Origin of the sequence: Streptomyces sp. CBMA29 (assembly GCF_014596445.1) — a bacterium.
In the GTDB taxonomy this organism is placed as follows: Bacteria; Actinomycetota; Actinomycetes; order Streptomycetales; family Streptomycetaceae; genus Actinacidiphila.
In genome coordinates this window covers 48,639-74,649 of sequence record NZ_MECL01000048.1, presented here as the reverse complement: position 1 = coordinate 74,649, position 26,011 = coordinate 48,639, and the positions used below count along the sequence as shown (strand labels likewise).

Annotated in this window: 25 protein-coding genes and 1 tRNA gene; 10 read left to right on the top strand and 16 right to left on the bottom strand. The window is 68.4% G+C overall.

Features of this window, described 5'->3' with window-relative positions; genetic code table 11:
• Nucleotides 1-201: 201 nt before the first annotated feature.
• Nucleotides 202-630, bottom strand: coding sequence for a hypothetical protein (locus BGM09_RS07320; protein ID WP_188280613.1), 429 nt, complete (start codon nt 628-630; stop codon nt 202-204).
• Between the two features lie 264 nt (nt 631-894).
• Nucleotides 895-2,025 carry an ABC transporter ATP-binding protein gene (locus BGM09_RS07315; RefSeq protein WP_188280612.1) on the bottom strand — a complete coding sequence of 377 codons (1,131 nt, stop codon included), beginning with the start codon at nt 2,023-2,025 and terminating at the stop codon, nt 895-897.
• Nucleotides 2,026-2,209: 184 nt separating this feature from the next.
• On the opposite strand from BGM09_RS07315, the gene BGM09_RS07310 reads away from it, so the two are divergent.
• Both BGM09_RS07310 and BGM09_RS07305 read left to right on the top strand, forming a co-directional pair.
• Nucleotides 2,210-2,283 (top strand) — tRNA-Thr (locus BGM09_RS07310).
• A 115-nt stretch (nt 2,284-2,398) separates the two neighbouring features.
• On the top strand, nt 2,399-2,734 hold the full coding sequence (locus tag BGM09_RS07305; RefSeq protein ID WP_188280611.1) for a hypothetical protein: 336 nt from the start codon (nt 2,399-2,401) through the stop codon (nt 2,732-2,734).
• A 61-nt stretch (nt 2,735-2,795) separates the two neighbouring features.
• Here BGM09_RS07305 and BGM09_RS07300 read toward each other — a convergent pair whose 3' ends face one another.
• The gene (locus BGM09_RS07300) at nt 2,796-4,043 is read right to left on the bottom strand and encodes a tyrosine-type recombinase/integrase (protein WP_188280610.1); all 1,248 of its coding nucleotides are present in this window, start codon (nt 4,041-4,043) and stop codon (nt 2,796-2,798) included.
• 503 nt (nt 4,044-4,546) lie between these two features.
• On the opposite strand from BGM09_RS07300, the gene BGM09_RS37490 reads away from it, so the two are divergent.
• Together BGM09_RS37490 and BGM09_RS07290 are read left to right on the top strand one after the other, a co-directional pair.
• A complete protein-coding gene (locus tag BGM09_RS37490; protein WP_411158269.1) occupies nt 4,547-4,732 on the top strand; it encodes a helix-turn-helix transcriptional regulator in 186 nt (61 codons plus the stop codon).
• 513 nt (nt 4,733-5,245) lie between these two features.
• Nucleotides 5,246-6,697: a DUF3631 domain-containing protein gene (locus BGM09_RS07290; RefSeq protein WP_411158270.1), complete on the top strand. Its 1,452-nt coding sequence runs from the start codon at nt 5,246-5,248 to the stop codon at nt 6,695-6,697.
• A gap of 354 nt (nt 6,698-7,051) precedes the next feature.
• Here the strand turns inward: BGM09_RS07290 and BGM09_RS07285 are convergent, their stop codons facing one another.
• From BGM09_RS07285 to BGM09_RS07275, 3 genes are read right to left on the bottom strand one after another with little or no spacing between them, the layout of a single operon-like run.
• Nucleotides 7,052-7,321 carry a helix-turn-helix domain-containing protein gene (locus tag BGM09_RS07285; RefSeq protein ID WP_188280607.1) on the bottom strand — a complete coding sequence of 90 codons (270 nt, stop codon included), beginning with the start codon at nt 7,319-7,321 and terminating at the stop codon, nt 7,052-7,054.
• Between the two features lie 35 nt (nt 7,322-7,356).
• Entirely contained in the window at nt 7,357-7,917 is a 561-nt protein-coding gene (locus BGM09_RS07280) for a DUF6907 domain-containing protein (protein WP_188280606.1), read from the bottom strand.
• Nucleotides 7,914-8,456 (bottom strand): ATP-binding protein, encoded by a 543-nt coding sequence (locus BGM09_RS07275; RefSeq protein ID WP_188280605.1) that lies wholly within the window; start codon nt 8,454-8,456, stop codon nt 7,914-7,916. Before BGM09_RS07275 ends, BGM09_RS07280 begins: the two co-directional genes overlap by 4 nt.
• Nucleotides 8,457-8,726: 270 nt before the next feature.
• Between BGM09_RS07275 and BGM09_RS07270 the strand changes: the two genes are divergently transcribed.
• The 5 genes from BGM09_RS07270 to BGM09_RS38785 all read left to right on the top strand — a co-directional run bounded on the left by BGM09_RS07270 (nt 8,727) and on the right by BGM09_RS38785 (nt 14,834).
• A complete protein-coding gene (locus BGM09_RS07270) occupies nt 8,727-10,061 on the top strand; it encodes a transcriptional regulator (protein ID WP_188280604.1) in 1,335 nt (444 codons plus the stop codon).
• 59 nt (nt 10,062-10,120) lie between these two features.
• On the top strand, nt 10,121-10,669 hold the full coding sequence (locus BGM09_RS07265) for an NUDIX hydrolase (protein WP_411158268.1): 549 nt from the start codon (nt 10,121-10,123) through the stop codon (nt 10,667-10,669).
• A gap of 461 nt (nt 10,670-11,130) precedes the next feature.
• The gene (locus BGM09_RS07260; protein ID WP_188280603.1) at nt 11,131-11,769 is read left to right on the top strand and encodes a hypothetical protein; all 639 of its coding nucleotides are present in this window, start codon (nt 11,131-11,133) and stop codon (nt 11,767-11,769) included.
• Nucleotides 11,770-11,772: 3 nt separating this feature from the next.
• Nucleotides 11,773-12,807 carry an XRE family transcriptional regulator gene (locus tag BGM09_RS07255; RefSeq protein ID WP_188280602.1) on the top strand — a complete coding sequence of 345 codons (1,035 nt, stop codon included), beginning with the start codon at nt 11,773-11,775 and terminating at the stop codon, nt 12,805-12,807.
• 248 nt (nt 12,808-13,055) lie between these two features.
• Nucleotides 13,056-14,834 carry a DUF4209 domain-containing protein gene (locus BGM09_RS38785; protein ID WP_188280601.1) on the top strand — a complete coding sequence of 593 codons (1,779 nt, stop codon included), beginning with the start codon at nt 13,056-13,058 and terminating at the stop codon, nt 14,832-14,834.
• Nucleotides 14,835-15,028: 194 nt separating this feature from the next.
• Here BGM09_RS38785 and BGM09_RS07245 read toward each other — a convergent pair whose 3' ends face one another.
• The 4 genes from BGM09_RS07245 to BGM09_RS07230 all read right to left on the bottom strand — a co-directional run bounded on the left by BGM09_RS07245 (nt 15,029) and on the right by BGM09_RS07230 (nt 18,384).
• A complete protein-coding gene (locus tag BGM09_RS07245) occupies nt 15,029-15,481 on the bottom strand; it encodes a hypothetical protein (RefSeq protein WP_188280600.1) in 453 nt (150 codons plus the stop codon).
• A gap of 28 nt (nt 15,482-15,509) precedes the next feature.
• The gene (locus BGM09_RS07240; protein ID WP_188280599.1) at nt 15,510-16,334 is read right to left on the bottom strand and encodes an HD domain-containing protein; all 825 of its coding nucleotides are present in this window, start codon (nt 16,332-16,334) and stop codon (nt 15,510-15,512) included.
• 379 nt (nt 16,335-16,713) lie between these two features.
• Entirely contained in the window at nt 16,714-17,208 is a 495-nt protein-coding gene (locus BGM09_RS07235; RefSeq protein WP_188280598.1) for a hypothetical protein, read from the bottom strand.
• Nucleotides 17,209-17,457: 249 nt separating this feature from the next.
• The gene (locus tag BGM09_RS07230) at nt 17,458-18,384 is read right to left on the bottom strand and encodes a phosphorothioated DNA-binding restriction endonuclease (protein WP_188280597.1); all 927 of its coding nucleotides are present in this window, start codon (nt 18,382-18,384) and stop codon (nt 17,458-17,460) included.
• Nucleotides 18,385-18,773: 389 nt separating this feature from the next.
• Here BGM09_RS07230 and BGM09_RS07225 point away from each other — a divergent pair, with 389 nt between their 5' ends.
• Nucleotides 18,774-19,322 (top strand): Uma2 family endonuclease, encoded by a 549-nt coding sequence (locus BGM09_RS07225; protein WP_188280596.1) that lies wholly within the window; start codon nt 18,774-18,776, stop codon nt 19,320-19,322.
• A 203-nt stretch (nt 19,323-19,525) separates the two neighbouring features.
• On the opposite strand, the gene BGM09_RS07220 is transcribed toward BGM09_RS07225, so the two are convergent.
• From BGM09_RS07220 to ispD, 6 genes are all read right to left on the bottom strand, one after another.
• Nucleotides 19,526-21,196: a DoxX family protein gene (locus BGM09_RS07220; protein WP_188280595.1), complete on the bottom strand. Its 1,671-nt coding sequence runs from the start codon at nt 21,194-21,196 to the stop codon at nt 19,526-19,528.
• Nucleotides 21,197-21,433: 237 nt separating this feature from the next.
• Nucleotides 21,434-22,393 (bottom strand): 23S rRNA (guanosine(2251)-2'-O)-methyltransferase RlmB, encoded by a 960-nt coding sequence (gene rlmB, locus BGM09_RS07215; RefSeq protein WP_188280594.1) that lies wholly within the window; start codon nt 22,391-22,393, stop codon nt 21,434-21,436.
• Between the two features lie 133 nt (nt 22,394-22,526).
• Nucleotides 22,527-23,918, bottom strand: a complete 1,392-nt coding sequence (gene cysS / locus BGM09_RS07210) for a cysteine--tRNA ligase (protein WP_188280593.1) — start codon at nt 23,916-23,918, stop codon at nt 22,527-22,529.
• 109 nt (nt 23,919-24,027) lie between these two features.
• Nucleotides 24,028-24,417, bottom strand: coding sequence for a PPOX class F420-dependent oxidoreductase (locus BGM09_RS07205; protein WP_188280592.1), 390 nt, complete (start codon nt 24,415-24,417; stop codon nt 24,028-24,030).
• A gap of 110 nt (nt 24,418-24,527) precedes the next feature.
• Nucleotides 24,528-25,097: a 2-C-methyl-D-erythritol 2,4-cyclodiphosphate synthase gene (gene ispF, locus BGM09_RS07200; RefSeq protein WP_223186448.1), complete on the bottom strand. Its 570-nt coding sequence runs from the start codon at nt 25,095-25,097 to the stop codon at nt 24,528-24,530.
• Complete coding sequence (gene ispD / locus BGM09_RS07195) at nt 25,087-25,818, bottom strand: 2-C-methyl-D-erythritol 4-phosphate cytidylyltransferase (RefSeq protein ID WP_188280619.1); 732 nt, start codon at nt 25,816-25,818, stop codon at nt 25,087-25,089. The genes ispF and ispD overlap by 11 nt, the downstream gene beginning before the upstream one ends.
• Nucleotides 25,819-26,011: the final 193 nt, after the last annotated feature.

Here is a 26,011-nt window from a genome sequence, read left to right as displayed (position 1 = left end):
GCGCGGGGCCTCGGCGCGCGGGGCCCCGGCGCGCGGCGCGTCGTGGGCGGTCGAGGGGGAACGGTCGTCGGCGCGCGTCATGCAGCGCACCCTATGCGAAGGCGGCGTACGTCCCGCACCGGGCGGGCCGTACGCCGCAAGGGGTTCCTCGCAGGTGTTGGTGCTGGGAGGCGGTCGCAGAGGCCGCCGTCAACAGCGATGTCAGCCGACCGAGGCGACACCCGTCGCGAAGGCGGTGTCGCACACCGGGCGCGACCACGCCTGGGCGCGCTGCGTGGCGCCGTCGTACTTGGCGACGGCGGCGCGCCCCAGCGACCGGGCGATCGACGCGCAGTACCGTGCGAGCGACGGCTGACGCGCCATCTCGACCTGCAACTGGGTCAGAGCGGCGCCGGGGTCCTTCTCCTGGAGTTCGTCCAGCAGACGGCGGCGCAGCACCTCCTGCGGCGCCTTGGAGGCATCCTGCGCGGCAACCTGCTCCTTCGTCTTCGCGGATGCGGTGAGCACCTGCGAGTCGGAGGAGGAGTCCGCCCACGGGACGCGGGTGACGGCGAGCGTTCCCGACAGCACGAGAACGACCGGAAGAACGAGCGCGAATGTCTTGCCGAGACGGCGAGCTACCTGGTTCACGCATCGGATCGTAGCGACTGGTGATGATTTGGCGACATTTAGTCACCCTGAAGAGGGAGTGAAAATGTCGGAGAGGGTGTTCGGGTGTTGACGAACACACCCGAAAGGCCGGATATGCGTATGTATTTGTCGACAACGTGTACGGATGGCGGGGTGGGCGGCTCACGGAGCGGCGGTACACGGCGACGGCCCGCCGGTACGTGAGGAGTCACGTACCGGCGGGCCGTCGCCGTAAAGGAACCGGTGGATCAGTGGATCAGTGGATCAGTGGTTGTTGGTCAGGCGCTCGCCGGAGGAGGTGGCGAAGACGTGCGTCTCACCGGCGCGCGGCACGACGTGCAGCACGGAGCCCTTCTCGGGGATCGCACGGCCGCCGACACGGATGACGACGTCCTTGTGCTCGTCGCCGACCTTGGCCGAGCCGTACACGTAACCGTCGGCGCCCAGCTCCTCGACGACGTTGACGGTCACGGCGAGACCCGCCGGGCCGTCCTTCGTCAGCGCGTTGGAGCTGTCGTTCTCGGAGACGATGTCGAAGTGCTCGGGGCGGACGCCGACGGTGACCGTACGGTCGCCCTTGTCCGACGCGGCCTGCACCGCTTCGCGCTCGACGTTCACGACCGCGTTGCCGAACTTCACGCCGCCGTCGGTGATCGGCACCTCGATGAGGTTCATCGCCGGGGAGCCGATGAAGCCGGCCACGAAGAGGTTCGCGGGGCGGTCGTACATGTTCCGCGGGCTGTCGACCTGCTGGAGGATGCCGTCCTTGAGGACCGCCACACGGTCGCCCATGGTCATGGCCTCGACCTGGTCGTGCGTCACGTACACGGTCGTGACGCCCAGGCGGCGCTGGAGGCTCGCGATCTGCGTACGGGTCTGGACGCGGAGCTTGGCGTCGAGGTTCGACAGCGGCTCGTCCATGAGGAACACCTGCGGCTCACGGACGATCGCGCGGCCCATCGCGACACGCTGGCGCTGACCACCGGAGAGCGCCTTCGGCTTGCGCGCCAGGTACTCGGTGAGGTCCAGGATCTTCGCGGCTTCCTCGACCCGCTTGCGGATCTCGGCCTTGTTGATGCCCGCGATCTTCAGGGCGAAGCCCATGTTGTCCGCGACGGTCATGTGCGGGTACAGCGCGTAGTTCTGGAACACCATCGCGATGTCCCGGTCCTTCGGCGGCAGGTGCGTGACGTCCCGCTCACCGATCCGGATCGCACCCGCGTTGACGTCCTCGAGACCCGCGAGCATCCGCAGGGAGGTCGACTTGCCGCAACCCGAGGGCCCGACGAGAACCAGGAACTCGCCGTCCCCGACCTCGATCTCCAGGCCGTCCACCGCGGGCTTGTCGCCACCGGGGTAGATGCGGGTCGCCTTGTCGAACGTGACAGTTGCCATGACTGATTACAGTCCCTTCACCGGCAGGAACGTGCCGGACGATCCGAGTAAAGGAAGGATTGGTCCAGTCCACACTGTGTGAACCTTCCCGTGACGCTACCTTGCCCCCCGCCCCTTGTCACCAGCCCCCCGCCCCCCACTTTCCCGCCCACCCCCCGATCCGTGCCCGCTACACTTCTCCTGCGCCTCCTTAGCTCAGCTGGCCAGAGCACCGCTCTTGTAAAGCGAAGGTCGTCGGTTCGAATCCGACAGGAGGCTCTCCGTTTGTGCAGGTCAGGTGCCCCGCCGCCCTTGCGGGCGGTGGGGCGCTTCCCGTCCGGCACACATTCAGCACACATCGCGTCCCTGGACGCGGCGGGAGGGGCGGCCGGCGGTGCCTCCCAGGGACGAGCTGGCTCAGCGGCGGTACGACAAGCTAGTTGACCGCGTCGAGGCGCTGGTGCGCGCGTCACTGAAGCCGGAGTACCAGGGGTACGGCGGCCAGCTCGTCCTGAACGCCGAGTCCGTCGAGGAACTGGGCTGCTCGCCCGATGAGATCCGCCGAGCGGCCCGCGCGGTCGGCCGCCGCCTGGGCTGGAAGACGGTGACCCGCGAGATCGACGGCCGGATCTTCGTCCTGGACGACCGGGAGCCGCCGCAGGCGGTGCGAGACCTCATGGCGCAGCGCGCGACCGACGCGCTGGACGCCTTCTTGGGCAGGGACGACTGACGGACGCCGCCCCCGCTCGGGAGCGGGGACGACGTCCGGCGGTGAGTGGGTCCGGCCGTTGTCAGGCCGGTAGCGCGTCCTCTTCTGTCAGGGCTGCCAGCTCCTCGGCTGCCTTCTTCGCTTTCAGTTCCGCCTTGGCGGCCTTCGCCTGGGCTTTGGCGAGGATCATGGCCCGGCGTTTGTGCATCTTCTTGGAGACCTCGTCCAGCCGGTCGGGGAAGAGGTGGCCGTAGACGTCGAGCGTGAGGGTCGCGGACTTGTGGCCGAGCATGGTCTGGACGACGTTGACGTCCGCGCCGCTCGCGATGGCGATCGAGGCGGCGGTGTGCCGCAGTTTGTGCGGGGTCAGGTGGAGGTGCCCGAGGTCTGCCGCCCCGACCGCTGGGTCGAAGAAGCGTTGCCGGAAGTTGCGGATGCGGAGTGGGCCGCCGTGCGGGGCGGTGAACAGCAGTTCGTCGGGGCTGCGTTCGGCGACGTAGGTAGTGAGGTCGTCGACCAAAAACCGGGGGAGGGGAACCGAGCGCCGCTCGTGGTTCTTGGGCGTGTCCAGGTAGAGCTTGCCGCCGTCGTCCGCGTACGCCTCGGCGATGTAGGCCCGGCGTGCGCCGAGGTCCACTCGGCCGACCTTCAGCGCGGACGCTTCGCCCCAGCGCAGTCCGGTGTAGGCGAGTAGCCGGATGAAGAGCCCGTACTCGCCCACTGCTTCGGCGAGCGCTTCGACCTGTACCTCGTCGAGGTAGACGTGATCGGTGGGGGCGACTTTCGGAAGTGGGACGCCAGCCGCCGGGTTGAAGGCGATCCGGTGCGCCTTCACGGCGAAGCCCAGCACCCGGCTGAGGACGACGTACGCCTTACGGACGCTCCTCGCACTCAACTTGCGGCCGCCGGTGGCCTCTCCGGAGAGCAGGTCGGCCAGCCACTCAGCCACGTCGTCGTAGCGGACGCTGTTCAGCGGTGTGCTTCCCCATCTGGGGAGGACGTGGACGTCGAGCACGTTGCGGTAGCGGTTGTGGGTGGAGCGCTTCAAGTGGGCCTGCGCGGCGAGCCAGGACTCGGCGACCTCCGCCAGTCGGGCTCGTCCGGCGGACGGGTCGCGGTACGAGCCGTCGCCGAGCCGTGATTCGATCCGGGTCCGCTCGGCCTCGGCATCCACCTTTCGCTGGACGGTCTTCATCTTCGGCTTGCCGTCGGGGCCGTACCAGCGGACCCGGTATCGGCCGGGTGGGGTCCGTCCTGCCTGCCTCGCGTTGGCCACGGCCTGGGTGTAGGCGGTGTGGTCGGCGCGGTCCTCTATCCAGACGCGGGCCATCAGGCACCGGTCCGGTGGTGCGGGGTGTTCGTTATGAACAAGCGGTTCTGCTCCCTCTGCATTCGGTTCACGGGCTTGGTAAAGGTACCCGTCGCCCGCTCTTTTGAACACGGGTTCGGCTTCTTTATTTCCTCGTGCCGGGATGCTTGGCCGTGATGCCCGGGGATGAATTTACGACCCCGCTATGGCTGTCGTTTTGTTGGCGGCGCATTCCGTGCTAGCTTCCCGCGCCAGAAGTTCTGGAGCGGCATGTCTCCTGGTGAGGTGATGTGATGGGGCGGCTGGTCGGCGGCTTTGAGTTCTGTACGGTACCTCTGCTCCGGCCGTCGGTCGGCATCCTTCACGATATTTCAGAGTCAAGTGCCGAATTATTTGGTCGGCGGCCTTTCTGCTTCTACGGTTGTGTCCTTCCCGGCCGCTCGTGGCTGGTTTCTGTAACGGCCGCCGTTCGGCGGAGGAGAAAGCGAGAAGGATTGCAGAAGGCGAAGAATGATGTAGCAGGGGTGCGGCGTGCGCTGGCCACTCCGGTGGAGGTGTCGGAGTTCCTGGGCGTGCCGGTGGCCACCCTCTACCAGTGGCGGCACCGGGGCATCGGGCCGAAGGTCCACAAGCTCGGGCGTCACCTGCGCTACCGCTGGGCGGAGGTCGAGGAATGGGTTGACGGCCAAGCGGTCGACCTGGCGGCGTGACCCATACCGCCGTAGCGAGCCGATGCCGGAGGGCACGGCAACTACCCAAGGAACGTCAACGGTCGATCTGGGCGGGACCGGCTGCCGGCCCGTACCCCGCCCTTCGAGGAGTAGTGATGCATGCACCGTAGGACCCCAAGCGCCGGAGGCGCGTCCACGAGCCAGGCATGGCCGTCGGTGGCGGTACCGGGTGAGCCGGGACGCGTGACCAGCGGACCATTGGCCGAGGTGAGCGGACCGGTCCGCGAACCGTCCGCCGTCCGGCCGTCCGAAGACAGCGCGGGCGAACCGTCCGTCGGGTCAGCCCAGGGGACCAGCGAGGACCGGTCCCCTGACGAGCCCACCGGTCTGGCCGGGGACCGGACCGCGAATGGGCGGTCCGCGGACCAGCCCGCCGGTGAGCGGTCCGCCGCCGGACCAGCGGGCGGACCGGACCGGGAGGCGGACCAACCATGGTCCCCGCAGGTCACGTCCCCCGGGACGGCGGACCAGGGCGGTCCGGGACTGGAGGGACTGACCGGAACATCCGGTCAGCCGACCGGAAGCGGTACTCCCAGCGGACCAGCGGGACCTGACCCCGCGCCATCGGACCGGCCGAGCGGACCAGGCCGCGGACCGGCGGACCAAGCTGGCGGACCGGGCGAGCGGCGGACCGGACCGGCGGACCAACGGCATCCTGGTCCCGGCGCAAGGGACCAGGCTGCCACGGACCATCGGCCGGGTGAGGGTTCCGGACTGCTGGACGAACTCCGTTCCGCCGTAGCCCGATACGTGGTCCCGCCGAGTTCGGAGGCGTTGGACGCGATCACGTTGTGGATTGCGGCGACGCATCTTCAGTCGGCGTGGCAGCACGCGCCGCGGCTGGCGATCGTGGCGCCAACGAAGGCGTGCGGGAAGTCGCGTCTGCTGGACGTACTTCTGGAGACGGTCCATAACCCGTTCATCACGGTGAACTCGTCGCCGTCGGCGATCTTCCGGTCGATCACCGAGAGGCCGCCGACACTCTTGGTGGACGAGGCCGACACCATCTTCGGCAGCGCCAAGGTGGCGGAGAAGAACGAGGAGATGCGCGGTCTGCTCAACGCCGGCCACCAGCGCAACCGCCCGACTACCCGTGTCACGGGGGCGGAGCACAGGCCGGTGAAGTTCCCGACGTTCGCGATGGCGGCGATCGCCGGGATCGGGGACCTGCCGGACACGATCATGGACCGGGCCGTCATCATCCGGATGCGCAAGCGCCTGGAGAGCGAGCACGTCGATGATTTCCGTACCCGTACCGCTATCCCGTTCCTTCACGGCGTGCGGGACCGGCTGGCGGACTGGCTGGTGACCCGACTGGAGGAGGCGGCGGATCTGGTGCCGGCGATGCCGGTACGGGACCGGGCGGCGGATACGTGGGAGCCGCTGGTGGCGGTCGCCGATCTAGCGGGAGGCCCGTGGCCGCAACGGGCGCGCACGGCATGCCGGGTAATGACCGAGCGGGAGAAGGGCAACAAGCAGGACGGTGGTGCCAAGGTCCGCATCCTGGTCGACATTCGGGCCGCGTTCGCCTCCCACGGCGACCCGCCGCTGCTGGCCACCGAGAAACTCCTGGAGACCCTGAACGCCGACCCCGAAGCACCCTGGCACGAACATGGCGCGGCTGGACTGACCGGCCGTAAGCTCCAGTTGCTTCTGGAGAGCTACGAGATCCACTCCGCCAACCGCCGCTTCTCCAACGGCACGCAGCGCCGCGGCTACGCCCGAGCCGACTTCACCGATGCCTGGAACCGATACTGCCCCGCGCCTGAACCCGTTGCCTTGGAGGCTCCGGGCGCCCATACGGATGCACCGTCGGCGGCGGCCGAACGCAGCGAGTCCGAGGCTCGGCCCCGGCCGTCTCCGTCACAGGCGATCCAGCGCGGGGTGCCGGGTTTGGGACTGCCGCCCGCCCTCCCGGTGCCTGGTACGGGTCCGCGCCGCTGACCGGCGGCTGACCCTCCTCGACCCGCATCACCCGTCCCGCCGCAGGTCAACGCGGGACGGGTGGCGGAGCCGTGACGGGTCGACCCGTACCAGGACCGTGACCCGTACCCGCCCTGACCAGCCCCGCAACGGGTGGGACACGTCGCTGACCGTGCCCCCACCGGCCCGACCGAGAGGAGCGAGCAAGATATAGCGAGAGCATTGCTCTCGCAGGCCCCCGCAAGCGGGAGCAAGATATCGGCGAAGCTACTCTTCGCCGCCGGCGAAGGCGCCTTCGCCAGCTCCCGCCCCGGGGGTGGCGGGAGAGGTACCCCAGAGCTGCTGCGTCTGAGGTGGTTGCCGCTCCAGGGCGACTCATCCGGGCTGCAAAGTATCGTCGGCGGGACCGGTCTGGCGTTTGCGTTCCAGAACAACGACCGGGCAGTTCAGGGCTTCGGCGATCCGGTTGAGGTTGGCGGGTGTGGCGTTGCGCCAGCCGGATTTGATCTCGCCCGCGAGCTGTTCGGAGATGCCGACCTTCGCGGCCAAGGCTCGTTTGGTCAGTCCAGCCTTCTCGCGTGCCCAGGTGACCGCCTCGGGTTCCTGGCGGAGTCTGCCGGGCCTTTTCCTTTTGCGGCGTGACATGCCAACCCCCGGGAGTGGGTGCTGCCTGGCGTGGGTCAATGGGTGGCCCAGTCTTCGCGTGCGGCGATCAGTGCGGGGAGGACTTCGTCGTGGAGGCGGTCGGCCTGGGCGCGTAACTTCGCGGCGACGTCGCCGAGTTCCTTCGGGTCCAGGCCGAGTATCCAGTGACCCAGGCAGACTTGAATGTTGACGACGGGTGCGCGTTGGCAGGGGTCGGGGTCGTAGGGGTTGCAGTCGATGCTGCCTTCGAAGACGGCGTCTTCTTCCGCGTCGTCTCTGCTGCCGGTGGTGGTGAGGGGCATGATCGGGCCCTCGAAGAAGTTCCGGTGGTTGATGCCGGTTAGTCGGGACGGCAGCAGAGCCAGGGAGACTCCGGTCTCGCTGGGGTCGTCTTCGGCCCAGGCGGGCAGGTAGCCGGATGTCACAGATCCGCCCTCGGTGGTGATCGTCCACTTGCCCGGCGTGCTCCACGGGGGCGGCTGCTCCTGGCGGTTCTGGTCCTCCGGGTCGGTGGTGCTCTGGTGCGATGGAATGGCGTTCTCCTTCGTCGCGTGTGTGCTGGTGAACGGGCTTGGGGCCGTGCGGAGTTCGGTCATTGGCCGGTTGCTCCTGCCGCTACGGACAGGGAGAAGTGGCGGGGCTGTCGGCGGTGCGCGGGGTGTACGGCGGGCGGGGTGAAGGGGAGGGCGGCGCGGACCTGCTCGGTCAACTGCCGGTCGGGGGTGGGGGTTTCCGGGTTGGGTGGGCCTACTTCGAACCAGACGACCTTGCCGGCCGGGTCAGGCATGCTTCCCCAGTCGGCGGCCAGGGTCTCGACCAAGAGCAGGCCGCGCCCGGTCTCGGCCTCCGGCGAGGCGTCGCGTGGCTGCGGCCGTACCGGATCGGCATCGGTGACCTCGACGCGTACCCGTACGCCGGTCCACCGCACGACCACCGCGCAGGGTGCCCGGGTGTAGCGGACCGCGTTGGTGATCACCTCGCTGGACAGCAGCTCCAGGTCGTCGAAGTCCCCTTCCGGAAGCCCGACTTCCCAACCGTGGACGACGTCGATGATCCGGTGCCGCGCGGCTGCCACACACGCCTCGTCGGAAGGGACCCGGAAGCCGTACGGACTCTCGACGTGCTCGCCTTTCACGGTCGGCCGCCGACGGTGTGCACCTGGTGAGGTGGAGCGAGACATGTCATTGCGCACCTTTACGTGTGTGTTGGCCGAGGGGGAGGCTGAGGCGCGCGGCTCAGGCAGGCGGCAGGCGCTGCCGTCTTCGGCCACGAGGCCCCGTGAAGAGGTTCGGCCGTCCACAAGCTCAGCGGGAGTGTGTGCCGGTCACCGAAGCGGAGGCTGCGAACACACACTGTGTGAAGCGGACTTGGTTACGCTCGCTGCACTGAGTGATGCGAGGGATACTTGGAGCCGAACACGCTGCTCGATGCTCTGCTGGACGAGGCGGGCATGTCACGCGTCGGTCTGGCGACCCGCGTGAACACCGCTGGCCGGAGCCGTGGTAAGCAGATGCGCTACGACCACGCCTCGGTGATCCGCTGGCTGCGCGGACAGCGCCCGCGCGGCATCGTGCCCGACCTGATCTGCGACATCCTGGCCGCACGTCTCGGCCGGCCGGTCACCCTCGCCGACATCGGTATGGGCCATCCCGCCAGGGACGAACCGGCCGCGCCGCTGGCCGGGTTCATCGAGCGCTCGACCGCGCTGTGGCGCGGTGACGGCCAGCAGCGTGAGGACCTGAAGCGCGCTCCGCTCATCACCGGAGTGGCCGCGATAGGCCCGGTGTGGGAGTGGGAGAACCCGCCCGACGACCTCGATGTCTCCCGGGCCGGCAATCTCCGGGTGGGACGGGCCGACATCGACGTGCTCCGGGTCGCCCGGACCCACTACGAGGCGATGTACCGGCAAGCGGGCGGGGTCGCCACCCGGGGCCGGATCGTACGGTTCCTCGCTGACCACACCTCCCCGCTGGTCCGCGGCTCCTACAGTGACGCCACCGGCCGGGAACTCCACCGTGCCGTGGGCGGGTTGGTCGCCGTAGCCGAGATCTGCGCGTACGACTCCGACGCCCAGGGCCTCGCCCAGCGCTACTTCCACCAGGCGCTCCGGCTGGCAAAAGCCTCCGGGGACCGGGCGTTCGGCGGCTATGTGATAGCGCTTCTGGTCAACCAGGCTGTGTTCATGCGGGACTTCCGGCAGGCTGTGGCGTTCGCCGAGGCCGGTATCCGTACGGCGGGCGCGCACATGTCGCCTGCTCTGGCGACCGACTTGTACGCCATGCAGGCGAAGGCGTTCTCACGGATGGGCGACCAGGCAGCCGCCCACCGTTGCATGCTGCTGGCCGAAGCAGCCGCCGCCCGTATCCGTGCCGCGGACGAGCCGGCCGAACTCGGTTACGTGCAGCCCGGATTGGTTGAGGCACAGCTCGCCGAAGCCCTCATCAGTCTCGGGGACTGGACCCCGGCGCAGACCTATGCCGCCGAAGCCGTACGGGCCCAGGCGCACGCCCGCGGCTCCGTGCACCGCCTGGCCACCCTAGCCACCGCCGACCTCGGCCGCGGCAACCCCGAACAGGCCGCGGCACACAGCATCACCGCCCTCACCCTCGCCCAGGGCCAGGAGTCTCAGCGCCTGCGGGACCGCTTCACGCGGCTACGCGGTTTGCTCGCCGACCACGGGTCAACCGCCGGACGCGAGGCCGTCGAGCAGATCGACGCCTCCCTGACGCTGCCGTTGTGACCGGGCCGGTGCGGTACCGTCCCAGGCACCGAGCTGGCAACCAGGGACGGAGCACGCGCGTGTCGGTGTGGAAGAACCACGGTGAGAAGACCGTCTACGAAAACCCGTGGCTGACCCTCAACCTCGCCGACGTCGAACTGCCCGACGGCCGCCACCTCGACCACTACGTCATCCGCCAGCGCCCGGTCGCCCTGGCCACCACTGTCAACGAAGCAGGCGAAGCCCTCCTGCTGTGGCGCCACCGCTTCATCACCGACACCTGGGGCTGGGAACTCGCCGCCGGCGTCGTCGAACACGGCGAGGACATTGAGGCTGCCGCGGCCCGCGAAATGCTCGAAGAAACCGGCTGGCGCCCAGGACCGTTGCGGCACCTCCTCACCGTCGAGCCCTCCAACGGCCTCGCCGACGGCCGCCACCACGTCTACTGGTCCACCACCGCCGAATACATCGGCCACCCCGAAGACGACTTCGAATCCGAGCGGCGGGAATGGGTGCCCCTGGACTCAGTCCCGTCCCTCATCGAGCGAGGCGAGATCCGCTCCGCCAACGCGGTAGCCGCACTCCTCCTGCTCCACCACATGCACGCAACCGGCCGAACGGCGGACTAAGAAATCTTGCTATCGGTGGGATGCCTCCAGGGCTGAGGAGGACCGGGTACGGGGCCAGTAGTAGCGGTGACGCCGGAGCGGCTGAGTGCCACCTTGAGTTGATCATCACTGACTACCCACACCCTCTGTCGCCCAGCTGACCGAGTTGCTAGCCCAGCGCTGATGAGGACACGAGGCGTAGGACCTCGTCGGTCAGGGTTTCGGGTCATCATCGGTCCTGGTGGAACTTGCCAATGCGTTGAGGTCGGTGCGCCCGGCGCCGACACCTGGCCATCGGCGCCTTCTCCTGATGCGCTGGACGTGATGGGCGCTGTTGGTGGGTCCCGTATCCGTGGACTCGTGCGTCCCACCTGTCTCGTCTCTAGGCTTGATGCAGATGGGACGGGAGGGGGCCGTTGACCTGCGCACGAATAGTTCGCAGAATAATTGACATATAAAAATTAAGTCGGCAAGATGCACCCATGACGCAGACGTTGTCGAAGGAAGCGGCGGAGGGTGTGCTGGAGAAGCACAGCCTTGGCCTGACCAAGGTGATCGCCGCTGGCTGGTCCCGATGGCGCGAGCTTGTGAAGCAAGACCCTGGCCTGGGCTCCATCCTCAGCAACCGCAGCAGGGCATCGATCGTCTCTGACTGCATCCGGCACGAAGCGCTGGTTGTCTTCGACGGTGCGGAGGATGTCACCGTCTCGGAGGACCGCGGTTTCCTGCTGCTTACCTTCAACGAGAAGATCATCCTGCGCTTCAAGAAGTTCCGTGGGGCGACGCTGCGCACCTCCAGCGTCCCCACCCAGCAGGCGCTCGAGTACGCCGCTCAGACTCTGCCGGGGATGGAGTCGCTCACTCACTTGGTCGCCGGCTACCTCCCCGACGAAGTCGGGATCGACCTCAAGAAAGCGGCAATCACCTGTCCGGAGGGCAACGGCGTCAACTGGATCATCGAACTCGACCTCACCAAAGTGGTCGGCGATGTCACCGAGCAGCGTGACCTTGCTGCGGTCGCCCACGTTGAGACGGATGAAACGAAGATCGGTACCATCGTTCGGCCCCGCCGGCCGGAGCACGAGACAGACACTGAGAAGCAGGCATCGTCCGAAAGGTAAGTCATGATCCCGCGCATGCTGACCCTCGCGCGGGAGTCCCGTGGGCTCAGTCAGTCACAGCTCTCGAAGCTGACCGGCATTCCTCAGTCGATACTGTCGAAGGCTGAGAACGGTGTGAGTCCTCTCTCCCCCGAGCGCCTGGACAAGATCGCCGAGGCACTCGACTACCCACGTGACACCTTTGACTGGGCAGACGAACCGCTCGGTCTCGGACCATCCGGCTTCTACCACCGGAAGCAGTCCGGTCTCGGTCAGATGGCGCTTAATCGCATCGAAGCCGAGATCGGCCTCCTGGTGATGCAGTTGCGGCGTTTGGAACGCAGCGTCGATGTTGAGCCGGCTCACCGGTTCCCCGTCTTGGATGCCGACGAGTACGAGCCCGAGGAGGCTGCGGCGGTGCTACGCGCGACCTGGCATCTGCCCTCCGGTCCCGTCGAGAACGTCGTGCGCACGGTTGAGCGCGCCGGGGTGATAGTGGTTCGACGTGATCTTGGCTCGGCCAAGATCTCTGGTTTGAGCCTTCATCCCCCCGGGGATCTGCCGGTCATCGTGCTGAACACGGATATGCCTGCGGACCGGGAGCGGTTCACGATCATGCACGAGGTCGGGCATCTGGTCATGCATCAGGTGCCGCGTGACGAGGGAGAACGTGAGGCGGACGTGTTCGCTTCCGCCTTTCTCATGCCCGCTCGCGACATCTCACCCTTCCTTGCCGGGGGCATGACCATTCCCAAGGCAGTGCAGCTCAAGCAGCACTGGAGGTGCTCGATGGCCTCGATTATCCGGCGGGCACACACTCTGGGGAAGATCGATAACGCCAAGTACAAGAGTCTGAACGTGCAGATGTCACAGCTCAAGTACCGGAAGAATGAGCCAGGGGAGTTCCCTCGCGAGGAGCCGCGGATCTTGGGGGACGTCCTGTCCGTCTTCCGAGATGATCACGGCTACAGCGACACGGAGTTGGCAACGGTGGTTGGACTGCACGCGCACGAGTTTTACGTGCGTTACGGCACCGGCCGCCGCTTGCGGGCGGTCTAGTAACAGAGCAGCAGCACCCCCGTCCCTGAATGTGGACGGGGGTGCTGCCTATACCAGTGATCATTGGCCGCTCGCACGGCGTTGTATGTGAGCCAGCGGCCGAGGACGGTGCACCCGCAGTTGCTGCGACCCTCCCCGGCCGCAGTGGGAACGCCCGAACGCTTCGTGTTCACACGCCTACGCACGCGGGCTACACAGAAAATCGCCCGGGTGACCGCGGGAGGCGGCGTACGATCCGTTACAGCCTTGTGAAGGGCGGCGACGACAAGGGCATGGACATGGCGCTTACGCACGAGTGGCACGACGGGACGATCGCTGCGCTGAAGAAGGCCCTTGACGAGGGTCTGGACCAGTCCGAAACGGCTGCGCACATGATCGCGCTACTCGGACCCGAACCGCAGGCGCACGCCGCCTCCGTCGTTCGAGCGCTGCAATACCACCCAGTGCCGCGGCCGCATCTCAAGGATCCGGGTTCGCGAATTTACGCTCCGATGTTTGAGATTGGTGGAAGCTGCCATCCTGAGCCGCTGGGTGAGGCGACGGAGGAGACGCTCTCGGCCTGGGCGGACGCCCTTGATCTTCTTACCGCGTACCCGCTGGTGGTCGCACGGCTCGCGGATCTGCTGTGGTTGCGACGGTTCGGTGCCAAGCCGTACGTCTACGCCCAGGCAGCACAGCAGGCTCTGCGCGCACTGTGGGCCTACCCGGGTATCGCGGAAGTGTATCGAGCAGACTGTCTAATCCGTGCGCTTGACATCACCGCCGAGGCGGGGATGAAGAAGCATGCCGTCGAGACCGTCGGGGAGCTCGTGTCGGCGGCGAAGCAAGTCCTGGTGAATTCCGAGCCAATGCCGGGACCGTGCCTGCGGCTATTGACCCGGTTGGCCGCGCTGCCAGCTAAGCAACGTCCCGTGGAACTGGCAGGCCTCATCGACGCTGCGGGTACTGCGTTCAGCGCGGATCCCTTCAGCCTCGATGCGGTCATGCAGTTGCGTCTCCAGCTGGCAGCGGCAGATCCCGAGGCGCGCCGGACCGTCGCCGCCGACATCGTGGAGTTGTGGGAGCAGGCAGCGGAAGACGCCGCCGCGCCGCTGGTCGCGATTCGCCACATTGAGCAGGCCTTGGCGGTGGCGCGCACCGTGGGTCTGCGCGAGGACACGCAGCGCCTGCTGGTGCGCTTGCAGGAGATTAGCCGCGGCGACCAGGGCCTCGTCGAGTTTTCCGCCGAGGTGAGCATTCCATCCGAGCACGTCGAGGCGTTTGTTGGCCAGTTCCTCGTGGGAGACGATCCGCGCGCATGGCTCACCAGGTTCGGCAGCTACTGCCCTGTCCAGGCCGATCGCGATGCAGTCGCCCAGCAGGTGCGCGTCGCAATGCGCGAAACTCCGTTCTATTATCTGACCACGCTCGTCAAGCTCAACGTGCAGGGACTGCCCGTCAAGATCCTCTCCGGAGACGACGATCGCTTCGCCCAGGCTGTTATCGATCACGACACGCGCGGCATCACGTCCTGGGGCGTGTTCGCAGCCGAGATCCTCGGCCGGATCGTGGCCGACCCCCGGACGACACCAGAAGCAGTTGCCGGCTTCCTGACCGAGGGGATATTCGACGAGTTGCTCTCCGACGGGCTGGTGCGCGCCTTCGGCCACTTCACTGCGGGCCGGTACGAAGAGGCGCTCCTGTGCGCCGTTCCGCGCCTGGAAACGGCGCTTCGGTCAGCGTCGATGGAACTGGGCCTGGTCGTCTACACGGAACCGGCCGCCGCGCGAAACGGCCTGGGGACCTTCGCCGGCCTCGGTGAATTGCTCGCCGGACTCAAGGGGCGTACACCCGATGCTGAGCGGGCCTACCTGACGCTGCTGCTGTCGGACCCGTTGAGCCTGAACCTGCGCAACAGGGCGCTGCACGGTCTCATGCAGCAGGTATCCAAGCAGGACGCCGCGCTCGCGCTGCACGCTGCCGCCATCCTCGCCCTGTGGCAGAAGACCACCACCAACGAGGGCGGCGCGAGCCAAGCAGAGAGCTGACCTACTTTCGTCGCGCCACCGATGCCTCTGAGCCACGGGGAACAGAAGGCCCCGGACTGGGATCACGCCTCGCCGCGCCAGGTGACCCGGAAGGCGATCGGCCGCCAGAGCAAGTACAGCCAATTGTCGGTCACGGAGTCAAGGAAGGTCGCGCTCTGGACGAGCGTCCCGGCGGGCGATCTTGCAGCACGGATTCAGCACACATGAGCCCGGAAACCGACGCGAAATGACGGCAACCAGTAAACGGTGTTTGGCTGGTCAGCGGGCCAGCCCTCCGCATCGCCGCAGGTCACCGCCCCACCCCGAGGGAACTTGTAAAGCGAAGGTCGTCGGTTCGAATCCGACAGGAGGCTCTTCTTCTCACCCCGGATGACCTGCAGTTTTGGTCGTCTGGCGGCTTCGCCGTCGGCCTCGGACGCCATGTCCGGGGCCTTCTGCGTGAGCGATGCGTGAGCGGATGCCGCATCCGGCTGCGGTACGACGGCCAACGCGGGAGCACTGTTCGGCTGGTCCGGGTGGGCGGCGCGTGGGATGAGACCGGCCGCGCGTTCGGCGATGGCGCGGTCGAACTCCGGCAGCAGGCTGGTGTAGGTGTCCGCGCTGATCGCGATGGAGGAGTGGCCCAACGTCTCCTGGATGTCCTTCATGTCGCCGCCCGCCGCGTGGATCCGGCAATCACTGACGTTGCGAGGCCGTCGCGGGCTCCGCACTCTTCCTGGTGTCGGCGAAGAGGAGGGTCGGCTCGGCGAGGATGTCGCGGCCGGCCTCGGTCTTGTAGATGGTGTCGACGCTGCCGAAGCGGGCGGCGGTGTAGTCGAGGCTGAGGCGGGCTGCGGCGTCGCGGACGGAGGGTTCGTCGGGGCCTTCGATCTCCAGGAAGGTGGGGAGGTCGGGCCAGGTGTCGAAGTCGAAGGCGACGTCGCCGAGTTGCCATTCCTCGCGGAAGTTCTCCTGGTAACGGACCTCGTGCAGGCCGAGGTTGGTGAGGATCTCGGCCATGGCGTCGAGGTCGCCGACCTCGGTCTCGATCTCGGTCGTCCCGTGGATGGACGTGGCGTCGGTGACCTGCTTGAGGGTGAGGGTGGTGCGGGTGCCCTCGTTGCGCAGGCGGACCCACTGGGAGCCGTCGAGGACGTCGCTCTCGAACAACAACTGATCTTCGAGCAGCGGAAACTCCGCCTCCAGAACCTCCCGCAGCCCCCGCTCCTCCGCCTCCAACAACGCGAACGAATGATTCGCCACCAGCCGCGTCACCCGCTCATCAACCCCATGCTCATCCCGCAAAAACCGCGCTCCGTCCAGCGGATGAAAGCCGGTGACCGCGAGCCGGGGCGCATAGCCCACATCGTGCAGAACGGCCGCTGCGGCCAGCGCTCTGGATTCGTCTCCCGTCACTCTCACCAGTCGGTCTGCTTGCCCGGCGACGCCCTGCGAGTGCGCCCATCGCCGAGGAAGTGATGTGGCCAATTCTGATTCGGCGATTCGCCACGCCCAGAGCATGAAACCTCCTTGGTGCTTGCAGCGGGTTGATCGATCCGCGATCAGAATCAATACGTTCGCGGAGACTGTCGTTCACTGCGGTTCACTGGCCTATGAACTGCCTTATTGATCATGTGACTAATCGTCGTCTGGCTCGTTGGCGTGGTCACGGAACAGGGTGATCTGGCTTCCTATGTCCTTCCGGGCGGCCAGTACAAATTCCGTGTAAGCCCAGTTCATCTCCCTCTGACGCGTCGGATGGTCCATACGATTGCGACGCCGACGATGCATCCGCCTGCCGTCCACGGAATGCTAGGGTGACCGTCGTTCGCCCGATAGCCGATATACGCAGCGAGCAAGGTTACAGAAAATGCAAGTATGAAGCCGAATTGCCGGGTTCTCATGCCGTTTTTCCGTTCGTTGATAGGTTCCGGTTCTGCGATCTTCGCCACGGGTTCTGTGAGCATCGGTCAAGATGTGAAGTGCAGATGGCAGAACTGCCCCCTGCGACGGGGTCGGCGCTGAGGAACCGGCCCTGAACGGGCGAGTACATCCGCATGCCCACCACTATGTTGCCGTCGGCGTTGTCGTATGCCCGTTGGTATCGGCCGAGCCAGCCGTAGCGGCTGGTGGCGCTGCCTGCCTTGGGGCTGCCGTACTCGTCGGCACTGAACAGCGTCACCGGCTGTACCGCGTCCAGCGGCAGTTGCACGCTGATGTCACCGTGCAGGGTCGTCAACTGAAGTGTGGTGCCGCCGGTGGCGCCGGTGGTGGCCTCCAGTCCGCCATCCAGGCCCTCGATGCTCCTGGTGACCGTGTCGGCTGCACCTTGTCGAAGTTGTGGTGGCGTCCGGGTACGGCGTGCCGGTCTCGATGACGATCCGGCTTCGTCCAAGGTTCCTGGCAGTGCGGTTCACGGTGTGCTCCTGAGCATCTCGAACGGACAGAGCGAGCGGGATGAGCGGATGAGCTGGGTTACCGCGGAACACCGGCGTCGCGCAGACCGGTGATCAAGAGAGCGAGAGTTCGTACGGCGCTCGGTGGATCGGGGGAGCCATCAGTTGGCGCAGGTCCTCGGTCGGTACGAGGTCGAGGTCAGCAGGGCCCCGTCGGTTGGGAAGCCGCCTTCGACGCCTTTGCTTTTCTAGCGAGTCGAGGAGTGCGCTGCGGGGCGTTTGAAGACCTGACGGCCGTGCCACACGATGTGCTTTGGATTCACGGCGGGACGTCCGGGGCGGGACATGGTGATGCTTTGACCATGGAGGGCGTCGACGGTGCGACCCGCCGCGCTACGGGTCACGTACGACTGGGAGACCTGGATGGACAGGCTTGGGGTGAGGCCAAGGACGCCTATATCGAACAGGGTGTGGTGAAGGGAGCACAGGGCCAGGCCGTTGTTCAGTTCGTCGGGGCCGTCCTGGCTGCGCCAACGGATGTGCGCGGCCTCCAGCCCGACGGGGTTGCGGCCGAGAGCGCCGTCGAAGCCGCAGAAGGCGCAGGCGTACGCGTAGGCACGCAGTACCTCCTCCGCGAATCCGGTCCGGCGGGGCCGTTTCTTTGCCGATGGGTTGTGAGCCAGGTCCTCAAGTGCCTGAAGGTCCAGGTCGGCGGCGTCGCAGATCGGGATCTCCAGAGCAGGCGTGAAGTGCCGCTCCAGCAAGAGCCGAACTGCTGCCGCCAGCGTGCTCGCGTCGGCCAGCAGACGTTCGATGTGCGGGTGCAATCGGCCGTGGACGCCTCGGTCACGCAGGGCGCTGCCGCTCTCCTGGGCATCCGGGCCGATGGGGTTTCCGTCCCGGTCCCGCAGGTCCCACAGCTCGCGCTCCAGGTGGACGAACGGCATAGCCGCCCGTGACTTGGCCCGCGACACGCTGGCCATCGGCGGCCCGAAGTCGTTGATCATCCGGCTGACGGGCTCCTCGGCCTCGTCGTACGTGACCACAGTGGTGCCGGTCGCCGCGAACCGACCCAGCAGCCACAGCACCAGCAGCGGCTTGTGCGGGGCCCGGCCACCGTTCACCTGGGCACGCCGGAGCTTCTTCAGCGTGCTCAGCAGTTCATCACCTGTCACATGGACATACTTTCATCCCCGGAATCGAACCGCGGTTGCGTGAGCATCGCGTGAGCGGATGCCCTGAGACAGGCCATCCAGAACTGGACGGTGCAACCCACGGCGTGGCGCTGACCAGCCAGGACAGCACCACGCGGCACCGTCGGCTACTCGGGATCATGATCCTCGTCGCGCTTGTAAAGCGAAGGTCGTCGGTTCGAATCCGGCAGGGGCGTCTCTGTGAAACCCGGCTCAGGCAGGATCTGAGCGGGGGTTTTGCGTGGGTGTATGCGGGCGCGCAGGTGGGCGGGGAGAGTGTCGGAAGGCGTCCGTGAGCGGTGCGGGCTCTCGGGTGTGAGGTCCGGCTAGTCTTGGAGACCGGTCGGCCCGCTCTTGGGAGGCACAGCAGCATGGACCCGCAGCACTTCGCACTCCTTGATGAGGCCCGCAGGAGTCTGCCGGACGGGTTCAAGGCCGAGATCTCCGGCGACATCATCGTGATGATGGTCGGTCCCTCCGGCATTCACCAGCGCAATCTCCTGGTGGTACGGCGCCAGTTCGACGCAAACTGCCCTGGAGATCTGCTGCCGAGCGAGAACACCGACCTCGTCTCTCCCAGCGTGGGCAAGAGCCGCAACCCCGATCTCACCTATCTGCCAGCTGATGTCCTGGAGACCACGGACAACCAGGTCCCCGCGGAGAGCGCAGCCATCACCGTCGAGCTGGTCTCGCCTTCGAACCCTGAGAACGACTGGGTGGGCAAGGTCCGGGACTACCCGATGATGGGAATCCCGCTGTACCTCGTGGTCGATGCCAGGCTGAAGACGGTCACACTCTTCAGCCGTCCCGACGGCTGGAAGTATCACCGCCGCGAGGACGCCGACTTCGGTGAAAGCCTTCGCATCCCGGAGCCGTTCGACTTCGACCTGGACACTGCGACGCTGCTGCCCTATTCCTGAAGCCGCAGGGCCGCATGTGGGCTGATGTCCGAGCACGGATTCAGCACACATGGCCGCGGAAACCGAAGTGAACTGACGGCAACCAGCCAACGGCTTCGTGCGGGCCGGGGGGCCGGGTGGGCCGGGGGGGTCACCGCGGGGCGAGGACCGCGCCCTCTGCGACGGGGGCGCGGTCCTGGGGGTGGGGTCCTGGGGGTGGGGGGTCAGGAGGTGCGGGTGGGGGACGGGGAGGAGGGGTCTCCGAGGACGTGGAGGCCGAGGAGCCCGCCGATGGCGCCCTGCGTGGGCTTGGGGGCCGGGGCGGACGGGGCGGGAGCCTCCGGCTGGGAGGGCGGGGCGGGCGGCGGGGCCTGCGAAGTCCCGCCGGAGGAACCGCCGCTGGAGGTGGACGTCGAGCCGCTGGTGGGGCTGGAGCCCGTGGAGCGGCCACCGCCGGTGGAGGTGGAGGACGTGGACGACGTGGACGACGGCGCCTTGGACGTCGGCTGCCCCTTGGCCTTCTTCTTGTCCTCGCCCTTCTTCTTGGACTTCGCCGACGCCGACGGCTTCGGCGACGCGCCGCCCTGCGAACCGTCGCCGTCGCCCGAGACCTCCGGCAGCGGTGCGCCCGGCAGGTTGTTGGTCGGGATGACCGTCGGCCGCTGTGGCCTGTCGTCGTGCGTGCTGGACGAGCGGACGGCGGCGCCGAGCACCGAGCCGATCAGCAGCGTCAGACCGGCGATCACGGTGGCGAGCACCGTGCCGCGGCGCAGCACGCGGCGGCGCAGGTCCCACACCGTGACGCGCGGGCCGAGCCGCCGCCAGGCGTCACCGGCGAGGTGACCGTCGATGGAGTAGATCGGCGCGCCCGCGATGATCAGCGGGCTCCACGCGGCGAGGTAGATGAAGTCCGGGGCGTCGTACACCGGGACGGTCCGCCAGCTCACCGTCACCAGCAGCGCGATCGACAGCCCCGCGCCGAAGAAGGCCGCGACGCGCTGCCACAGGCCGCAGACGGTCAGGACGCCGACGACCACCTGGAGGAAGGCGATGCTCAGGCCCGCGCCCACCGGGTGGTTGAGCGCGGCGTCGCGCAGCGGCTCCGCGAGGGCCCACGGGTGCAGGGAGTTGAGCCAGGTGACCATCGAGCCGCGCTTGCCGCCGTCGAAGTAGACGGGGTCGCAGAGCTTGCCCATGCCCGCGTAGATCGACACGAAGCCGAGGAAGATCCGGAGCGGGAGCAGCACGATGCCGAGGTTCATCCGGCGGTCGGGGTACCAGGCGTGCTTGGCCGGTTCGCCGTTGCGGGTACGCGGCCTGCGCTCGGTGCCGTCAGAGCCGGTGCCGTCGAAGGACGAGGAGTCGCCGACATAGCCCACCCGCTGCTCGTCGGTACCGCCGTCCCCGCCCTCGTCGTACGCGCCGGTCGCCGGGCGTACGCCGCTGAGCAGGCCGGTCGGCGACTGCGCGCCCCGCTGGCCCACGACGGTCGGCACGGGAGGCGCCGCCGTGGTGTCGTCGATCCGCGGCAGCACCTGGGTGGCCGCGCCGGAGGAGTTCGCACCGCCGGCCACGCCCGCGCGGCGGACCGCCTGGAGCAGTTCCCCGGCCGCCGGGTCGCCCGGGGTGGAGCGGCCCGACCACACCACCGGCGACAACTTCCGCCGCCCGGCCGCGCCGGGCTGCGCTTGCGTCACGACGGGGATCTGCGCGGTGTCGTCGAGGCTGAGGGCACGGCCCGGGGTCGCGCCGAGCTGCACCCGGAAGCTCGCGTGATTGACGATGACCTGGGCGGGATCGCTCGGCACCCTGGCCATGCTCAACGGAGCGGGCTCGTCGAAGCCGGGCAACCCTCCCCCCGTAGGAGTGCGGGGTGTTCTGGTGTCCACACTCATCTAACCGAGTGACGGACGTTTAGGACACTGCCTTCGCGCCCCCACGATGTCCGAGACCCGTCAACGCCCGGTCAGCGCCCCGGCGATGACGATTCGAAGACGCGTCCGAGAACGCCTCAGACCCCGTCGCCAAGGCCGCTCAGAGCCTGCGCCACGCAGGCTTTTCAGACCCCGCACCACGACACGGCTCAGAACCTGTCCCACGACACGGCTCAGGCCCTGGGCCACGACAACGTCTCAGGCCCTGCGCCGCGACGCCTCGTACAGCACCACACCCGCCGCCACACCGGCGTTCAGCGACTCCGCCGCGCCGCCCGGCATCGGAATCCGCACCAACAGGTCGCACGTCTCGCTGACGAGCCGCGACAGGCCCTTGCCCTCGCTGCCCGCGACGATGACGACGGGCCCCGACAGGGCGTCCACCTCGTGCAGTTCGAGGTCGCCGTCCGCGGCCAGGCCGACGACGGTGAGCCCGGCCTTCTGGTACGACTCCAGGGTGCGGGTGAGGTTGGTGGCGCGCGCCACCGACACCCGCGCCGCCGTACCCGCGGACGTCTTCCACGCACCGGCCGTCATCCCGGCCGCGCGCCGCTCGGGCACGACGACGCCGTGCCCGCCGAAGGCCGCCACCGAGCGGACGACGGCACCGAGGTTACGGGGGTCGGTGACACCGTCGAGCGCGACGATCAGCGGGTCCTCGCCAGCGTCGTGCGCGGCGGCGGCCAGATCGTCCGGGTGCGCGTACTCGTACGGCGGGATCTGGAGCACCAGGCCCTGGTGGTTCAGGCCCGCGGTGAGCCGGTCGAGCTCGGGGCGCGGGGCTTCGAGCAGCGGTACGCCCCGGTCGGTGGCCAGCCGCAGCGCCTCCCGTACCCGGTCGTCGTTCTCGATGAACTGCTGGACGTACACAGCCGTGGCCGGGATGTCGGCGCGCAGCGCCTCCACCACCGGATTACGGCCGACGACCAGCTCGGAGGTCGACTTGGAGCCGCGGCCCGACGGGCGCCGGGACTGCGAGGAGACGGCCCGCTTGGCCGCGGCGTTGGCGACGCGGTTCTTCTTGTGGCCCTTGCGCGCCTCCGCGGGCGGCGTCGGGCCCTTGCCCTCAAGGCCCCTGCGCCGCTGCCCGCCGCTGCCGACCGTGGCGCCCTTTTTGTTGGATGTACGGCGGTTCCTGCGCTGGCTGTTCCCGGCCATGGGGCACTCTCACTTCGCTTCGGTCATGCTCGCCGGACGTGGGTCCGGCGTACGGATATACGGGTCGGGTCGGCGGTTCGGCGGGTCGGGGCTCGTCGGCCGGGGCCGCGGAGGCGGCCGGCCGCGGGATCGGTCAGCCGCGCAGCGTCCAGCGCGAACCCGTCGGTGTGTCCTCGATCTCCAGACCCGCCTGTACGAGCTGGTCGCGGATCGCGTCGGCGGTCGCGTAGTCCTTGCGGGCGCGGGCCGACTGCCGCTGTTCGAGGACCAGCCGGACCAGGGAGTCCACGACGCCGTGCAGGTCGTCGCCGCGGTCGGCGCCCGTCCAGTGCGCGTCGAGCGGGTCGAGGCCCAGCACTCCGAGCATCGCACGGACCTCGGCGAGCCGCGCGACCGCGGTCTCCTTGTCGTCCGCCGTCAGCGCGCTGTTGCCCTGCCGGACGGTGGTGTGGATCACGGCGAGCGCCTGCGGCACGCCCAGGTCGTCGTCCATCGCCTCGGCGAAGGCGGGCGGCACCTCGGCGGCGGGTTCGACCGGCCCGGCCTTTTCGATGACCCGCTGCACGAAGCCCTCGATCCGCGCGAACGCCGACTCGGCCTCGCGCAGCGCCTCCTCGCTGTACTCGATCATCGACCGGTAGTGCGGGGTGCCCAGGTAGTAGCGCAGCACGATCGGCCGCCAGCGCTGCACCATCTCCGAGACCAGCACCGAATTGCCGAGCGACTTGGCCATCTTCTCACCGGCGATCGTCACCCAGGCGTTGTGCACCCAGTAGCGGGCGAACTCGTCGCCGTACGCCTTGGCCTGCGCGATCTCGTTGTCGTGGTGCGGGAAGATCAGGTCGATCCCGCCGCCGTGGATGTCGAAGACGCTGCCCAGGTACTTGTGGGCCATCGCCGAGCACTCCAGGTGCCAGCCGGGACGGCCGCGGCCCCACGGGGTCTCCCACGACGGCTCGCCGGGCTTGGCCGACTTCCACATCGCGAAGTCCCGCTGGTCCCGCTTGCCGGTCTCGCCCTCGCCCTCGGGCTGCCGCAGATTGTCCAGCTCCTGGTTGGACAGCTCCAGGTACTCGGGGAACGAGCGCACGTCGAAGTACACGTTCCCCTCCGAGGCGTACGCGTGCCCGCGCTCGATGAGGCCGCGCATCATCTCGATCATCTCCGGTACGTGGCCGGTGGCGCGCGGCTCGTACGTGGGCGGCTGGCAGCCCAGCGCGTCGTAGCCCGCGGTGAAGGCGCGCTCGTTCTCGTACCCGATCGACCACCAGGGGCGGCCCTGGTCGGCCTCCTTGGCGATGATCTTGTCGTCGATGTCCGTCACATTGCGGATGAACGTCACGTCGTAGCCGCGGTAGCGGAACCACCGCTGGAGGATGTCGAAGTTGAGCCCGGACCTGATGTGGCCGATGTGCGGGGCCGCCTGCACGGTGGCGCCACACAGGTAGATCGAGACGCGGCCCGGCGTGAGCGGGACGAAGTCGCGGACCTGGCGCGCGTTGGTGTCGTACAGGCGAATAGTCACCCCACAAGGGTAGTGGCCCGGAGCGGGTGCCTTGTGCGGTCTGACACAGGCCACACACAACGGTGACAATCGGCTGTACGGCGGCCCCCGCGACCCGGCCCCGCCCGGCTCAGCCGTGCTCGACGATCCGATCCGCGCTCACCCGTACGACGACACGCACGTCCCCCGGCTCGTCGTTGCCGTACGCCTCGCCGGTGTACTTCCGGCTCAGCGCGTTGATCAGATCGTCGCCGCCCTCACGGGTGAGGGTGGCCGTGCCCCGGATCTCCAGGTACGTGTACGGGTTGTCGACCGGGGTCACCAGCACGGTGGTGCGGGGGTCCTTGAGCAGATTGAGGTGCTTGCGACGGCCCTCCTTGGTGGAGACGAGCACGTCGTCACCGTCACGCGTCACCCACACGACGGACAACTGGGCCTGGCCGTCCGGCTGGAGGGTGGCGATGGTCGCGAAATTCTTGTCGTCGATCAGGGCGCGGGCGGAGTCCGAGAGAGCGGCCATGAGCGGGTCCTTTCACATGCCGGAGCGGTGATCCGGAGCGGTGATCTTCCGGCTACGCAACGTGCCGGACGGGCCGGGAATTCCCTCACCCGCCCGCGGGATTTCCTCGCTCACTCGTGCGGGTGAGCGAGGACCACCAGTGCCGTCGCGACGGCCGCGAGGCCGTCACCACGGCCGGGGAAGCCCAGACCGTCGCTGGTGGCGGCGCTCACCGAGACGGGGGCGCCGACCGCCGAGGTCAGGACCTTCTGGGCCTCCTCACGGCGGCGGCCGATCTTGGGGCGCTTGCCGACGACCTGGACCGCCACGTTGCCGATGACGAAGCCCGCGTCGCGCACGATCCGGGCGGCCTCGGTGAGCAGGGCGGTTCCGGACGCGCCCGCCCACTCGGGCCGGTCGGTGCCGAAGTGGGCGCCGAGGTCACCGAGCCCGGCGGCGGAGAACAGGGCGTTGCAGGCCGCGTGGGCGACCACGTCGGCGTCGGAGTGCCCGGCGAGCCCCGGCCCCTCCCCCTCCCACAGGAGCCCGGCGCACCACAGCTCGCGGCCTTCCTCGAAGGCGTGGATGTCGGTGCCGATGCCGACCTGGGGAAGCACGTAGCCGGTCGGCGGTACGTCACCGGGCGGCAGCGCGCCGACGCTCGGGGTGCCGCCGCCGCTCGGGGTGCCGTCAGTAGCCATCGGTGGCCCTCCTGCGGGCGAGTACGGCCTCGGCGAGTACGAGGTCCAGCGGGCGGGTCACCTTGAACGCCTCTTCGTGGCCCGGCACGACCAGCACCGGCACGCCGAGCTGTTCGACCATGCTCGCGTCGTCGGTGACATCGCGGGTCACGGTGGCGTGCGCCTTGGCGAGCGTGCCGCGGTCGAAGCCCTGCGGGGTCTGGACGGCGCGCAGCAGCGCGCGCTCCGGAGTGCCGGTGACCAGGTGGGTGGCCGCGTCGATGCTCTTGACGGTGTCGGCCAGCGGCAGCGCGGGGACAACGGCGGGAGCGCCGCCGCGTACCGCCTCGACCACGCCGTCCACGGTCTCCACCGGGACCAGCGGGCGGGCCGCGTCGTGCACGAGGACGACGTCCACGTCGTCGGGGAGCGCGGCGAGGCCGAGCCGTACCGACTCCTGCCGTACGTCACCGCCGGGGACGACCCGTATGTCGGTGGACTCGGGCAGGCCGTGGGCGTCGAGCAGCGCCCTGACCTCGGGGACGCCCTCGGGCGGGGCGACGACCACGATCACGTCGACGGCGCGGGCGCGGGCCATCGCGCGGACGGCGTGCACCAGGATGGGCACCCCGCCGAGGGTGCGCAGGGCCTTGGGCGCGCCGGGGCCGAGCCGAAGTCCACGGCCGGCGGCGGGAATGACTGCTGCGGTACGCAGGTTTGTGTCCTTGTATGAGGTGGGTATCGCCTGGGAGTACCCCCAGGCGATATGGGGGACAGTGCCGGGCAGGCGCTCACCGCGGACCCCTTCCGTGAAGTCCGCGGGGTTGTGCCACGCCCGGTACCGCCTGGTGAGCGGTCGCGTACGTCTCCGTACGCGGGCACAAGCATGCCGCAGCACCCGGTCGTCATGCCCGACCGGGTGCTGCGGTAATTCC

Bases quoted from the DNA above. Each gene is read 5' to 3' on its own strand.
- BGM09_RS07245 (WP_188280600.1), bottom strand. From the start codon at position 15,481: ATGAAGGACATCCAGGAGACGTTGGGCCACTCCTCCATCGCGATCAGC.
- BGM09_RS07280 (WP_188280606.1), bottom strand. From the start codon at position 7,917: ATGACCGAACTCCGCACGGCCCCAAGCCCGTTCACCAGCACACACGCG.
- BGM09_RS07260 (WP_188280603.1), top strand. From the start codon at position 11,131: ATGACGCAGACGTTGTCGAAGGAAGCGGCGGAGGGTGTGCTGGAGAAG.
- rlmB (WP_188280594.1), bottom strand. From the start codon at position 22,393: ATGGCCGGGAACAGCCAGCGCAGGAACCGCCGTACATCCAACAAAAAG.
- BGM09_RS07255 (WP_188280602.1), top strand. From the start codon at position 11,773: ATGATCCCGCGCATGCTGACCCTCGCGCGGGAGTCCCGTGGGCTCAGT.
- BGM09_RS07220 (WP_188280595.1), bottom strand. From the start codon at position 21,196: ATGAGTGTGGACACCAGAACACCCCGCACTCCTACGGGGGGAGGGTTG.
- BGM09_RS07315 (WP_188280612.1), bottom strand. From the start codon at position 2,025: ATGGCAACTGTCACGTTCGACAAGGCGACCCGCATCTACCCCGGTGGC.
- BGM09_RS07205 (WP_188280592.1), bottom strand. From the start codon at position 24,417: ATGGCCGCTCTCTCGGACTCCGCCCGCGCCCTGATCGACGACAAGAAT.
- BGM09_RS07285 (WP_188280607.1), bottom strand. From the start codon at position 7,321: ATGTCACGCCGCAAAAGGAAAAGGCCCGGCAGACTCCGCCAGGAACCC.
- BGM09_RS07225 (WP_188280596.1), top strand. From the start codon at position 18,774: ATGGACCCGCAGCACTTCGCACTCCTTGATGAGGCCCGCAGGAGTCTG.
- BGM09_RS07300 (WP_188280610.1), bottom strand. From the start codon at position 4,043: ATGGCCCGCGTCTGGATAGAGGACCGCGCCGACCACACCGCCTACACC.
- ispF (WP_223186448.1), bottom strand. From the start codon at position 25,097: ATGGCTACTGACGGCACCCCGAGCGGCGGCGGCACCCCGAGCGTCGGC.
- BGM09_RS07240 (WP_188280599.1), bottom strand. From the start codon at position 16,334: ATGCTCTGGGCGTGGCGAATCGCCGAATCAGAATTGGCCACATCACTT.